We start from the raw sequence: 13,178 nt of genomic DNA, 5'->3' as shown, positions 1-13,178 counted from the left end.
TCAAAGTAAGGTATTAATTTTCATCTTCATCCTCTTCATCATTAGAAGAATCCTCCCATTGCTGATTATCAAAATTAAGATTATCATACGCCAGTAATTCCTCCTCTCGCAGGAGGATTTCTTTTGTGGTAAAAAGATGGATTTCATCATCATGATCCGATTTGGCTAACTTTCGGATCGAAGCTTTGTCGATGGTCATGAATCTTTGTCCGAGACGTCTCGCTGCGTATTTCCTCATTCCGGTTGCATGAAGAACGTCGACTGCCATATCTACGGCGGTTCCCAGAGTTTCACGGTAGATATTATGAATTCCGCTGTTTAAATATTCATAAGAATCTATTCGGTTTTTGGCGCGTACAAAGATTTTTACCTTTGGGTAATTTTCTCTTACGATATCGGCAACAAATTTATTGTCTTCGGGATCATCAAGACACAGCACCAGAATTTCTGCATCTTCAATTCCTGCTGCGCGTAAGGTAGGAATTTTTGTGGCATCTCCGTAATACACCTTAAAACCGTAGCTTCTCAATAATTTCACACGGTCAGAATCCCGATCCAAAACCGTAGCCGGAATTTTATTGGCTTTTAAAAGTCTTCCCACCGTACTTCCGAAATGTCCGAATCCTACAATGATGATTTTCTTCTGCTGAATATTACCGTCCAGAATATTAAAATCATTATCGGGATCAGGAACTTCTTTTATGAATCTCGGAGTAATAAGTTTATCATTAATAATTAATAAAAAAGGCGTGATGCACATGGTAATTGCTGTTACAGCCATCATCTGCGCATTCAGTTCAGAAGGTAAAAGATACAGACTTGAAGCATAATTAATCAGTACAAAAGCAAATTCTCCTACCTGCGAAAGCGCAAAAGCATAAAACATACTTTGTGGAGTATCTATTTTGAAAAACTTCCCAATAAGAAATAAAACAACGAATTTTATGGCTAAAACCGCAAACACGGTGGTGAAAATAAAAGTCGGATCTTTCTGAATGACGTTAAAATTCATCGTGGAACCTACACTTACAAAAAATACGGCAAGCAGTAATCCTTTGAATGGATCAATCTGTGCTTCCAGTTCGTGGCGGAATTCGCTGTTGGCTAACATGACTCCTGCAAGGAAAGCTCCTAAAGCGGGAGATAAGCCAATAGCAACCATGAGTTCTGAAACTCCGATGACCAAAAATAGGGAAGAGGCCGTTAAAAGTTCCGACATTCCGGATTTCGAGACATATCTTAAAAAAGGAACAAAAACATACCGCCCCAGTAAAATTAAAATAACCACTCCCAAAATAACGGTCGCGAACTGCATCCATTCCGGAAGAGTCTGTATAAGCACCTGAATTTCGTTATCGTGATGTCTGGATTTGTAATTGGCAATCAGCGGAAGAATCGCCAAAATAGGAATCACCGCAATATCCTGAAACAGCAAGGTGGAAAATGAAGCTTCTCCGGCTAATGTTTTTAAATTGTTTTTTTCCTGTAATGTCTGCAGCACAATTGCCGTAGATGACAACGCAAAACACATGGCAACGGCTATGGCTTTGTCGATTTTCCAGCCTGCCCAGATAAATACGAGAAATAGCAGTGAAATCGTTAAAAGCATCTGCGTTAAGCCGAGTCCGACAATCTTCTTCCGCATATCCCAAAATTTCCGGGGTTCAAGCTCCAGACCGACTAAAAACAAAAGCATGATGACCCCAAATTCACTGGCGTGCATAATGTCGTTAACATCTTTTCCCGTTAATTTTAAAACATAAGGACCAATGATAATTCCGCCTGCAATATACCCGATGACAGAACTTAGCCCGAATTTTCTCGCCAGCGGAACCATAATGATGGCTACGCCTAAGAAAATAAGAGTGTTCATTGCTAAGCTTGTTTCCATAAAATTTTTATTGGTTGAGAAGTTCTACAAACTGCTGTTTGTGTACGATAATTTCTTTTTTTGAGAGCTTGTTGGCTTCGTAAACGATTTTGATATTTTTGATGTTTGCCTTAAAAACATTCAGCGATACGATAAGTCCGCTGATCAGCTCCTCTACGGTAAACTGATAGGTTCCTTCCTTGCTGAACGATCTTTCTTTTCCGCCGGTGGTTACCAGAATGTAAACTTCTTTTCCCTCCAAAGGATTGTGATGATCTTCTTTAAGCCAGTCCCGGTCGAAGACTTCATCAATCCAAAGCTTTAACAAAGGCGGCATTCCGAACCAGATGAGCGGAAACTGGAAAATAAAGCGGTCGTAATTTTTTATTCTTTTTCTTTCCCTGAAAGCGGCAATATGAAAATTAGGATATTCTTCATAAATATCCCGAAGGGTAAAATGCTGATGACGAACATAGAAATTAATGAGCTCTGCATTCGAGTTTGAGTGCTCTAAATAAGGATGCGCAAAAACTACCAACGTCTTCTTCATAAACCTGTTTTACGTAAATATAATGAAAAATTTTTGAAGTAAAGAAGGGTTTTGTAGCAGTTTAATAATTTTTTAATAGTAAAAAGGATACTTTTGATAATATAAATGGAATAAATGATTTTGATTTTTAATGTATTAACATTTTATAAAGCTGATAATAAAAAAAATCGATCAAAATGACCGATTATTTATTGTATTTGGTTATTTCAATTTAAAAACTGAGTAAATTTAAAGCAGGAATAAAAATTCTACCATCCTCCGGAAGCACCACCGCCTCCGAAACTTCCGCCTCCGCCGAAGCCTCCAAAACCACCGCCTCCGCCGCCTCCGGAACTTCCACCACCAAATCCACCGCCGCCAAAGCTGCCCGGAAAAGGGAAAAATCCACCCGGATAATTTCTGCGACCTCTTCTGGAAAGGATCACATCGTCATCGTCATAATTTCCGCCACCTTTTCCTCCTCCTTTGTTTCCGAAAAGGATGGCAATAATAATGAAGATAACAAATGCAATGATGATAATTTTAAAAATACTTCCGTCTCCGTCTCCGCTTTCACGGTTGTTCAAAGGTTTAAATTTCCCCTGAACCGCTTCCATAATTGCAGAAGTACCGCCGTTAATGCCTTCGTACCATTCTCCTTGTTTAAAGTGAGGAGTAACGATGTAGTCCAAAATCTGTCCTGCAACAGATGCCGTTAAATATTGCTCCACCGCTCTTCCCTGTTGGATAGACATGGTGTGGTCTTCGGTTGCAATAAGAAAAACAATTCCGTTATCCACATCTTTTTTTCCGATTCCCCATTTCTCGCCAAACATCGTTGCCAGAAAATTAATGTCTTCTCCTTTTGTGGAAGGAATAATAACCACTTCAATCTCTGTAGAGGTAGAATCTGCAAATGCGATCAGTTTTTTATTAAGCGCATCTTTTTCCTCCTGCTTCAGAAGATTGGCATCGTCATAAACAGGATACAGAACGTCAGGCTTGGGAGGAATGGTATATTGTGCCGATACAAAAGTGTAAAAGCATACCAGTAAAAATGAAAAAACTATTTTAAGAGAACGTAATTTCATTAGGAAGTTCGTTGTGGTTTTCTCCTTTTACAGGAAAATATTTTTTTAGTTCCAAGCCAGTTTCCAGAATTCCGCTTTTTAAAGCCTGATAATAATTTCCTTTGGCAAATTCAGACGTAATATAGTCGTGCAGATGATCCCAGTAAGACTGGCTTACTTTTGCATGGATTCCGGTATCTCCGATGATGGTAAGATATTTCTGTTCGAAATTGACATGAAAAAGCACCGCATTTCTTTCTTTGGTTTTGTTCAGACATAACTCTTCGAAAACCTTGAAAGCAATTTTTGCATTGTCTTCATCTGTATTGGAATCGATATGCACTCTGATCTCGCCGGTAGAATGCTCTTCTGCTGACTGAATAGCTTCCACGAGGGAAGCTATCTGCTGATTTGTTAAGAAACTGGTTGTCATTATTCTGAGAATACTTCAGGCGCCTTTTCTGCTCCTGCTTCCGCTTTGAACAAAGGTTTTTCTTTAAAGTTGGTGAAATTCGCCAGAATATTATTCGGGAATTGCTTTATGGATACATTATAATCTTTCGCGGCATCATTATAATAAACAGTTTCTGTTCTGATGCTGTTTTCTATCGCGATATACTCTCTTTGGAAATTAATGTATTGCTGATCTGCTTTTAAATTAGGATAAGATTCCACCACTGCCATCAATCTGCTTAAAGCTCCGGATAATTCTCCCTGTGCAGCCTGAAATCTGGCAACATCCTGCTCGGTCATATTGGTAGGATCAATGTTGATGGAAGTTGCTTTGGAACGTGCCTCAACAACTTTTGTTAAGGTTTCCTGCTCGAATTTGGAATAAGATTTTACCGTTCTTTCAAGATTCGGGATAAGATTTGCTCTTTTCTGATAAACTGTTTCTACGTTAGACCATTTTGCATTAACCGTCTGTTCCTTGTCTACAAAGCTGTTGTAGCCGCTTTTGCCCCATACGAATAGGACTCCAACAATAGCAATGAGAAAGATACTGATAATTATTGCGCTCAGACAACCTTTATTTTTCATAGTTTGAATTTTTTTAATATGTTTTGTGCTAACCAAATATACAAATTATGTGCTAATTTTGTAAAAATTTATTTTAATGACAACAATTGTGGTGGCAATGGGAGAGAAGAACGAAATTGGTTTTGAAAATCAGTTGCTTTGGCATCTTCCGAAAGATCTGAAACACTTTAAAGAAATCACTTCCGGGCATCCGGTGATCATGGGAAGAAAGACATATGAAAGTATCGGGAAACCGCTTCCCAACCGTACCAATATTGTTGTGTCCAGAAAAACCGACTGGTTCGAAGAAGGTATTTTAATCGTCGGAAGCATCAAAGAAGCCGTAAAATTCGCTAAAAAAATTGACGAAGAAGTTTTCATCATCGGAGGCGGAAAAATCTATGAACAGACCATGGATGTCGTTGATAAACTGGAAGTAACTTTGGTAAAAGCTGATCTTCAAGCCGATACTTTCTTTCCAAAGATCGATCCAAAGATCTGGAAAAAAACAGACGAAATCTGCCATGAGAAAGACGAAAAAAACCAGTATGATTTCTGTTTTCAAACGTTCGAAAGAATTTAATGTTTAAAGTTCTCAGTTCAGGATTTAATACAAAACTTTAGAGTCTGAACCTTAAACTTTGAATCTTAAATTTCTTATCTTTGCACTTCTAAAATTTAATAATGAATAAATATATAAAAATTGCAGTTGCGGCGGTTCTTATTCTTTTAGGACTGTATATGATGTTCTTTACGAGAAACTTAGGCTGGGGAATCGTTGTGTTCCTTCTGGCTGCAGCACCTATTCTGCTTTTCTTTAAAAATGAATACATTCTTTTGGCTTTCTGGCAGTTGAGAAAGCAAAACATGGAAAAAGCAGGAGAGTGGCTTAAAAATATCACAGATTACAAAAACCAGCTTCATAAAACGCAGTATGGATATTTTCACTATTTAATGGGATTAACTCAAGCTCAGGATCATCCTACAAAAGTGGAACCTTTCATGAAAAAAGCTTTGGAATATGGTCTTAACATGAAGCATGACAGAGCTATGGCAACTTTAAATCTTGCAGCAGCAGCAATTTCTAAAGGAAGAAAACAGGAAGGTCAGAAACTTCTGGACGAAGCAAAACGATTAGACAGTGCAGGAATGATGACCGACCAGATTAAAATGATGAAGGAGCAACTGAAAATGCCAACGATGCAGAAACATATGCATAACCCGAATATGAGAAACAGAGGGAAATTCTTTTAATGAATAACTCCAGTAAAAATAACAAAAGCATCTAATTTTTTAGGTGCTTTTTTGTTATCAATAGGGACGGGCTTTAGCCCGGCTTTTGGGTGCAAAGTTGACGGCTTCAGCCAAATAAATCGACAGTTACATTTCAGAGTTATTCTCATACCCGTAAAATTTCGGAATCTGCCAATGATATTTCACTGCTAAAGTTCTTATGGAAACAATTAAAAGAATCGTGAAAATCTGAACGATAGTATACGTTAAAGTCGTAAATTTTGTCAATAGTAAAAATGCTGAACCTCCCACAATACAGGCGGTTGCATAAATTTCTTTCCTGAAAATTAAAGGAATTCTGTTGAGCAGTATATCCCGGATAATTCCACCGAAACAACCTGTAATTGTTCCCAATCCGATACAGATTAATGGATGAATATCCGCGTTTAAACCCTTCTGAACACCAATAATAGTAAACAATCCCAGTCCGAAACTGTCAAAAATAAATAAAGTTACCCTGAAATTTTTTTCAAAAGATTTAAAAACCATGGTGAAAATACTGGTCAGGATAATCAATGCACACGTAAGAAGGTCATGCATCCAGAAAACCGGAATATCAAGCAGAAGATCTCTCACGGTTCCACCGCCAACAGAAGTTACAAAAGCAATAATCAGCACGCCGAAAGGATCGAGCCGTTTCTGCATTGCCGCAAAACTTCCCGACATCGAAAATGATATCGTTCCCAAAACTTCTATTGCAAAATTGAACTGTTCGTGCATTTTTTATAGGTAATGAGTAATCGGTAATAAGTAATATGATTACAGTGTTGTATTTTGAGATAATTTAAATTTATAAGCAGTCATTACTTTTACCAATTCATCACATTCTGATCTTAAATTTGAGATTTTTCCTGGATCTAAATATTCCAGCTCATCAATTATTTCTAACCAGAATTGAGTTTCATCAATTTCTTCTACAACAATGCAAATTTTAGCAAATCTTTCCTTTTCGGATCTTGCTCTCGTGACTGCTCTGTAATTAGCAGCTACAGAAGTTGCTGATCTTATAATTTGTTTTCTGATTATTGAAAGATCATCAGAATAAGGTAATGGTGATAACGATTTAATAATCGAAATCGAAAAATCTTTAGTTCGATCTTTAAATAACTGATTAAAATCCATAGTTGTAAAAATTACCCATTACTCATTACTCATTACTCATTACTTATAATTGCACTCTCACCGAATCCGGAACCAAGAGCTCATATTCTCCGCCGTGATTGATGATTTCCCTTACAATGCTGCTGCTGATGAAAGACTTTCCTGAAGACGTTAACAAAAATACCGTTTCCAGTTTTTTGTGCGCTAAAGTTCTGTTGGTGTGGGCAATTGCTTTTTCAAACTCAAAATCGGCAGGATTTCTTAAACCTCTGATGATGTACTGTGCGTTTTTTTCGAAGCAGTAATCAACGGTCAAACCTTCAAAATAATCTACTTCCACGTTTGGGAATTCTGCAACGGAATTCTGGATGAATTCCATTCTTTTTTCCAGCGGAAACATATATTTTTTCTGGGAATTCTGCCCGATCGCAATAATCAGTTTATCAAAAAGCGGTGCCGCTCTTTCTATAATATCATAATGTCCTAAAGTAATCGGATCGAATGACCCCGGAAAAACAGCAATTTTCATGCGTATAAAAGTTATAAGTTATAAATTATGAATGATGAGGGTAGAAATGTAGAAATCTAAACTTCCAGCTTTTATCCTCAATCTTCCATCCTTTTAATTTTTTTGTAATGCTTTTTCAACCTCGTTTCCGCAAAGATCTGTAATAGAAATTCCGTAGATTTTTGCCTGCTGCGGAAGAATACTTGCGGGAGAAAATCCCGGATTCGTATTCATTTCCAGCATGTAAGGAATTCCGTCCATCAGAATATATTCACTTCTTGAGAAACCACTCATCCCAAGAGAATTGTAGGCTCTTTTTGAGATTTCTTCTACACGGATTCTTGTTTCATCGTCGATTCTTGCAGGCGTAATTTCCTCAGAAGCCCCTTCGTATTTTGCTTCATAATCGAAAAATTCGTTGGTAGGAACGATTTCTGTAATTCCCAGAACAATTGTTTCTCCTTTATAATCGATTACTCCCACGGAAACTTCCATTCCGTCAAGAAAACTTTCAATTAAAATTTCATCATCTTCTTTGAATGCAATTTCAGTTGCAGCAAGGAATTCAGCCTTTTCTTTCACTTTAGAAATTCCCAAAGATGATCCCGACTGATTGGGTTTCACAAAAACAGGCAAGCCAAGAGTTTCTATAATCTCATCAACCTTAATTTCTTCTCCTTTTCTTAAATAAATACTCTTCGCAGAAGGAATTCCGTATTTTGAAAGTACCGCTAAAGTATCTTTTTTATTGAATGTTAAAGCACTCTGATAAAAATCGCATCCCGTATATTTCTGTCCGATCGCGTCCCAGTATGCCTGAAGAATTCCGTTTTCGCCCGGTGTTCCGTGGATGATATTGAAGCAGACATCAAATTTCAATGTTTCATTTTCATGTAAAGTCACAGAAAAATCGCCTCTGTTTATGGGGAATTTCTGCTCATTTTCGCCTAAAAAATACCATTCATCTTTCAGGATAACTACTTTATATACATCGTAAAGATTTCTGTCTAAGGAATCGTAGATTAATTGTCCGCTTTTCAATGATACAACATATTCGTCTGAATAGCCTCCCATCACTACGGCAACTTGTTTTTTGCTCATTTTTGTTTAGTATCAATTAAGGCAAATTTAATGATTTTATACAACGCGTAAACCTAAAACCTGAAATTTTAAAATCAAAAGTGAAATGTGTTAAATTAAAAGCACATTCTAAAATTATTAGTTATATTTGCTGTCTAATTATAGTCATTTTAAGTATGCTTAAATCACTTTTCAATTGGAAAGTTTTACTGAACTTAGTCGTAGCCATCGGTGTTTTTGTGGGGTTGGTTTGGCTTACGTTTCGTTGGTTAGAATATCATACCAATCATGGTCAGGAAATTCCCGTTCCAAATATTGTTAATAAAACTGTACAGGAAGCCATCAAAGTATTGGATGATTCGGGATTGGAATATGAAGTAGATAGTGCTGAATATAATCCTAAATACAGACCTTTTCAGGTGTTACAGGTGTACCCGGTTCCGGGTTCCCGTGTAAAAGACGGAAGAGCAATTGTTCTAAGAGTGAATCCAAGAACCTGGGCTAAAGTTGAGGTTCCGGATGTAATCAATAAATATTCAGGTCTTGCTTTCCAGCGTTTGGAACAGGTAGGTCTGAAGGTCGGAGATACCATCTATGAGCCAAGCATTCAGAAAGATGCTGTGATCCGTATATTATTTAACGGAAATGAAGTAAAACCGAAAACTAAACTGGCGAGATTCTCTGTGGTGGATGTAGTTATTGGTTCAGGTCCATTACGAAATATCGCGATTCCTAATGTAGTGGGATTAACGGTGAAGGAAGCGAGACAGGTCATTGCGAGAAGTATGTTTGAAGTGGGACTTGTGGATCATGAAGATGGAAGCAAAGACGAATCTGATGTTATCTATTATCAGGATCCTGCAGCCGGAGATGTCCGGGATCAGGGAATGCAGATCGATCTTTGGGCAAGTAAGAAAACACTGGCTGAACTGAGTGCAAAAATCGAACAACTGAATTCTACCTACAGAATGAAAGTAGACACCGCTCTGCCTCCGATCCAGTATCAGGAAATGCCTTCGCGTCAGGAACCGTCACAGGATATTCCTCCGCCGCCTGTAACTCCGAGAAGAGAAAATCCTAAACCATCTACAGATGCGATAAAGACAGATGCTTCTAAAAGTACAGTAAAATCAACGACATCAGTAACCGAAAATAAACCAAAAACTACTGCTTCCAATACAGGTAGTAGTTCTGGTAATAATACATCAGCAAATAAACCTGCTGCTACCACTCCTGCAAAACCTGCAGAAAAGCCAAAAGCTAAAAAGATGGTTATAGAATAAAACGATAATTATTATAAAAAATACAGGCTTCAACTTTCATTATGTTGAAGCCTTTTGTATAAAAGATAAAACAATGGCAGAAGATAACGAAGATTTTTTGGACGAAGAATTATTAGATCAGAACAGTATTGATAATCTTGATATTGATGAGGAAAATAAAGGACTGTATGAGCATCTTAATATCACGGTAGATAAAAGTCAGGAACCCTTGAGAATCGACAAGTTTCTGTTGATTTTCCGTCAGAATTCTTCCAGAAATAAAATTTCACAGACCTGCAGAGCGGGAAATGTTATTGTAAACGGTGTTGCGGTGAAGCAGAATTACCGGGTAAAACCAGGTGACCAAATTTCTGTATTATTGGCACATCCTCCACGGGAAAATGTTATCATTCCGCAAAATATTCCCATCAATATTGTATACGAAGATGACGATCTTATCGTTGTAGATAAAGATCCGGGAATGGTAGTACACCCGGGATTCGGAAACTGGGACGGCACTTTGGTGAATGCTTTGGCGTATCATTTTGAACAGAATGGCGAAAAATCCGATCTTGACAGGGTAGGGCTGGTGCACAGAATTGATAAAGATACTTCCGGATTATTGGTGATTGCAAAAAATGAATATGCACTTAGCTTTCTGGCAAAACAGTTCTTCGACAGAAAAACCAAAAGATTGTATTGGGCATTCGTTTGGGGAAATGTACAGAATGATGAAGGTACAATAAGAGGCCATATCGGTCGTCATCCGAAAAACAGGATGCAGATGCACACCTATGAAGACGGAAGTCAGGGAAAGCATGCTGTAACGCATTACAAGGTTTTAGAAAGATTTAAATACATGACCTGGGTAGAATGTAAGTTGGAGACGGGAAGAACCCATCAGATCAGAGCACATTTCAAACATATTGGTCATACTTTATTTAATGATGAAAGATATGAAGGACATACGCCTCTCCGTGGAGTGAATCTTCCTAAGTATAAGCAGTTTATAAAAAATGTCTTTGAGATTTTACCCAGACACGCGCTTCATGCCCATACTTTAGGATTTATACATCCCACTACCAAGAAGGAATTATATTTTGAAAGCCCAATGCCGAAAGATATGGCGGATGCTGTAAAAAAATGGAGAAATTATTTAGAAAACTAAAAATATATTGAGAATTTTTTTATATTTGTTGAATTGAAATCAAGATTTGTTATGAGAAAACTATATGCTATCGTATGTTTAGCTCTTTTGTCAAATGCATACAAAGCACAAGAAACTTTACCGTACTATCAACAATATCTTTTAGACGGTGAGTTTTTGTTCAACCCGGCACAATACGGAAAGACCGACTATGTGCAGCTTAATCTTAACTATCAGCAGCAATTTTCGAAGTTCAGTGAGTCTCCAAACGTTCAGTCGGTAGGGATCAACGCGAACATTTTTGATAGAGTGGGAGCAGGTTTATCTGTATTCAGAGACAGCAACGGCCCTATTTCTGCAGGTGGTATTACAGCGGGTGCTTCATATTTTATTCCTCTTAGCAGCGACGGAGACAGAAAAGATCAGTTCTCTTTCGGTACAAGCGTTAGCTTCTACAATATGAATTTTGATTACTCAAAGATTAATACGCAGGATGCTTCAGATCCATTATTGCAGGGAAGTGAAAGTAATATCTTCATGGCTTATGCAAACTTCGGAGCACAGGCAACTTACAAAAATATTTTCGCTGGAGTTTCAGTTAACGATATCGCACTTACCAACGATGAAGCGATCGTAAACGGACGTGAACCTTCTCCAATCAAGTTTTTCTTAAACTTAGGATATGACTGGCATGTAGGTGATAACATCTATTTCACACCTTCAGCTTTAATCAACCTTAATACAAACTCTACAAGAACGATTGATTATAACTTAATGGCAACGTTCTTTAACGATATCAATGCATTCTCTTTCGGGGTAAGCTACAGATCTGTTCAGAACAGATTCGACAGTCAGCAATTACAAATCGCTCCGGTTGTAAAAGTAAGATTCAACAAATTCATGATTGGAGCTACTTACAACTTAGGTTTGTCTGATATTCAGGAATATGGAGGAAATAGCTTCATGATCGGGTTAGGATATAACTTCGATAACTTCATTAACCACAGAGGTTATAGATATTAATTGATTTAATTTAAATAAATTTGAGCTCTGAATTTTTTCAGGGCTTTTTTTATGATTTACATTCACATTCCGTTTTGCAGGCAAAAGTGCAGCTACTGCAACTTCCACTTTTCAACATCTTTAAATTTTAAGGATGAAATGCTGGCTGCGATGAAGAAAGAAATCTTTCTCCGAAAAAATGAATTGCAAAACAAAAACTTACAGTCACTCTATTTTGGTGGCGGAACACCTTCCATTCTTTCGTCGGATGAAATCAAATCTTTAATTGATGAGGTATTAAAACATTTTACTTTTGAAAAGGATATCGAAATTACTTTAGAAGCGAATCCCGATGATTTGGATAAAAACTTCCTGAAAGGACTGTCGGAATCTCCGATAAACAGATTATCAATCGGGACCCAAAGTTTTTTTGAAGAAGATCTGAAATTAATGAATCGGGCACACACTGCAAACGAAGCCGAAGATTCCATCAAAAGAGCGCAGGATTTTGGTTTTGAAAATCTAAGCATTGATTTAATTTATGGTTCGCCAACTTCCAATCTGGAAATATGGAAAGAGAATTTAAATAAAACCATTGCGCTTGAAGTTCCGCACATTTCTTCCTACGCTTTAACGGTTGAGCCGAAAACCGCTTTAGAAAACTGGATCTCAAAAGGAAAAGTAAAAAGCCCGAAGGAAGAAGAACAGAACAGAGAATTTTACTACTTATCGGATTTTCTGAAAGATAATGGTTTTGAGCATTATGAAGTTTCCAATTTTGCGAAACCGGGTTTTTATTCCAGACACAATTCTTCCTATTGGAAATATAAAGAATATCTGGGAATTGGTCCTTCTGCACATTCTTACAACGGATTTGATGTCAGAAGCTGGAATGTCGCGAACAATCAGCAGTATATCAAAAAATTAAACTCAGATCTTTTGGCTAAAGAAGAAGAATTTCTCTCGCAAAACGATCAGTTTAATGAAATGATCATGATTGGCTTACGAACAATATGGGGCGTTGATCTGGGAAGCTTAAAAGAAAAATTTAATGACAGTATTTTAGAACATTTTCAGAATGAAATCAAACCAAAGCTTGAAGAAGGAATTCTGGTAACAGAAAATAACCACCTGAAAATTCCGGAAAAACACTGGTTTATGGCAGATGGAATTGCTTCGGATCTGTTCATCGTCTAAGATGGAAATCTAAAGTCGGGAGTCGGAAGAACGGTTTGTGAAAAACTTGTAACATCCATCTTCTGCATCCAACAATTTCACTATTTTTGTATAAAATTT

15 protein-coding genes are annotated in these 13,178 nt (G+C 37.4%); 6 read left to right on the top strand and 9 right to left on the bottom strand.

The annotated features are described in order from the left end of the window. Window positions 1–13: 13 nt before the first annotated feature. The 5 genes from H6W53_RS11735 to H6W53_RS11715 all read right to left on the bottom strand — a co-directional run bounded on the left by H6W53_RS11735 (window position 14) and on the right by H6W53_RS11715 (window position 4,510). Window positions 14–1,891 (bottom strand): monovalent cation:proton antiporter-2 (CPA2) family protein, encoded by a 1,878-nt coding sequence (locus H6W53_RS11735; RefSeq protein WP_185207007.1) that lies wholly within the window; start codon window positions 1,889–1,891, stop codon window positions 14–16. Between the two features lie 7 nt (window positions 1,892–1,898). Further along, window positions 1,899–2,420, bottom strand: coding sequence for an NAD(P)H-dependent oxidoreductase (locus H6W53_RS11730; protein ID WP_076393105.1), 522 nt, complete (start codon window positions 2,418–2,420; stop codon window positions 1,899–1,901). A 248-nt stretch (window positions 2,421–2,668) separates the two neighbouring features. Further along, complete coding sequence (locus H6W53_RS11725; RefSeq protein WP_185207005.1) at window positions 2,669–3,490, bottom strand: TPM domain-containing protein; 822 nt, start codon at window positions 3,488–3,490, stop codon at window positions 2,669–2,671. Then, on the bottom strand, window positions 3,471–3,902 hold the full coding sequence (locus H6W53_RS11720; protein ID WP_185207003.1) for a TPM domain-containing protein: 432 nt from the start codon (window positions 3,900–3,902) through the stop codon (window positions 3,471–3,473). Before H6W53_RS11720 ends, H6W53_RS11725 begins: the two co-directional genes overlap by 20 nt. Beyond that, window positions 3,902–4,510, bottom strand: a complete 609-nt coding sequence (locus tag H6W53_RS11715) for a LemA family protein (RefSeq protein ID WP_185207001.1) — start codon at window positions 4,508–4,510, stop codon at window positions 3,902–3,904. The genes H6W53_RS11720 and H6W53_RS11715 overlap by 1 nt, the downstream gene beginning before the upstream one ends. A 76-nt stretch (window positions 4,511–4,586) precedes the next feature. On the opposite strand from H6W53_RS11715, the gene H6W53_RS11710 reads away from it, so the two are divergent. Continuing rightward, the gene (locus tag H6W53_RS11710) at window positions 4,587–5,072 is read left to right on the top strand and encodes a dihydrofolate reductase (RefSeq protein WP_185206999.1); all 486 of its coding nucleotides are present in this window, start codon (window positions 4,587–4,589) and stop codon (window positions 5,070–5,072) included. A gap of 101 nt (window positions 5,073–5,173) precedes the next feature. Beyond that, window positions 5,174–5,743: a hypothetical protein gene (locus tag H6W53_RS11705; RefSeq protein ID WP_087705778.1), complete on the top strand. Its 570-nt coding sequence runs from the start codon at window positions 5,174–5,176 to the stop codon at window positions 5,741–5,743. Between the two features lie 126 nt (window positions 5,744–5,869). On the opposite strand, the gene H6W53_RS11700 is transcribed toward H6W53_RS11705, so the two are convergent. The 4 genes from H6W53_RS11700 to H6W53_RS11685 form a co-directional block, all read right to left on the bottom strand. Beyond that, window positions 5,870–6,502 carry a trimeric intracellular cation channel family protein gene (locus H6W53_RS11700; protein WP_185206997.1) on the bottom strand — a complete coding sequence of 211 codons (633 nt, stop codon included), beginning with the start codon at window positions 6,500–6,502 and terminating at the stop codon, window positions 5,870–5,872. A 39-nt stretch (window positions 6,503–6,541) separates the two neighbouring features. Further along, entirely contained in the window at window positions 6,542–6,904 is a 363-nt protein-coding gene (locus H6W53_RS11695) for a four helix bundle protein (protein ID WP_185206994.1), read from the bottom strand. A 43-nt stretch (window positions 6,905–6,947) separates the two neighbouring features. Continuing rightward, window positions 6,948–7,412: a pantetheine-phosphate adenylyltransferase gene (gene coaD / locus H6W53_RS11690; RefSeq protein WP_076393087.1), complete on the bottom strand. Its 465-nt coding sequence runs from the start codon at window positions 7,410–7,412 to the stop codon at window positions 6,948–6,950. A gap of 93 nt (window positions 7,413–7,505) precedes the next feature. Then, complete coding sequence (locus tag H6W53_RS11685; protein WP_185206992.1) at window positions 7,506–8,492, bottom strand: D-alanine--D-alanine ligase; 987 nt, start codon at window positions 8,490–8,492, stop codon at window positions 7,506–7,508. Between the two features lie 155 nt (window positions 8,493–8,647). Between H6W53_RS11685 and H6W53_RS11680 the strand changes: the two genes are divergently transcribed. The 4 genes from H6W53_RS11680 to hemW all read left to right on the top strand — a co-directional run bounded on the left by H6W53_RS11680 (window position 8,648) and on the right by hemW (window position 13,079). Continuing rightward, window positions 8,648–9,754, top strand: a complete 1,107-nt coding sequence (locus H6W53_RS11680; RefSeq protein WP_185206990.1) for a PASTA domain-containing protein — start codon at window positions 8,648–8,650, stop codon at window positions 9,752–9,754. 73 nt (window positions 9,755–9,827) lie between these two features. Continuing rightward, window positions 9,828–10,901: an RluA family pseudouridine synthase gene (locus tag H6W53_RS11675; protein WP_185144412.1), complete on the top strand. Its 1,074-nt coding sequence runs from the start codon at window positions 9,828–9,830 to the stop codon at window positions 10,899–10,901. Between the two features lie 51 nt (window positions 10,902–10,952). Further along, complete coding sequence (locus tag H6W53_RS11670) at window positions 10,953–11,903, top strand: type IX secretion system membrane protein PorP/SprF (protein WP_076393081.1); 951 nt, start codon at window positions 10,953–10,955, stop codon at window positions 11,901–11,903. 51 nt (window positions 11,904–11,954) lie between these two features. Further along, complete coding sequence (gene hemW, locus H6W53_RS11665) at window positions 11,955–13,079, top strand: radical SAM family heme chaperone HemW (RefSeq protein WP_185206988.1); 1,125 nt, start codon at window positions 11,955–11,957, stop codon at window positions 13,077–13,079. Window positions 13,080–13,178 lie beyond the last annotated feature (99 nt).

This window comes from Chryseobacterium sp. C3, assembly GCF_014218905.1.
GTDB lineage: Bacteria > Bacteroidota > Bacteroidia > Flavobacteriales > Weeksellaceae > Chryseobacterium > Chryseobacterium mucoviscidosis.
This window is presented reverse-complemented; position numbering and strand designations above follow the sequence as displayed.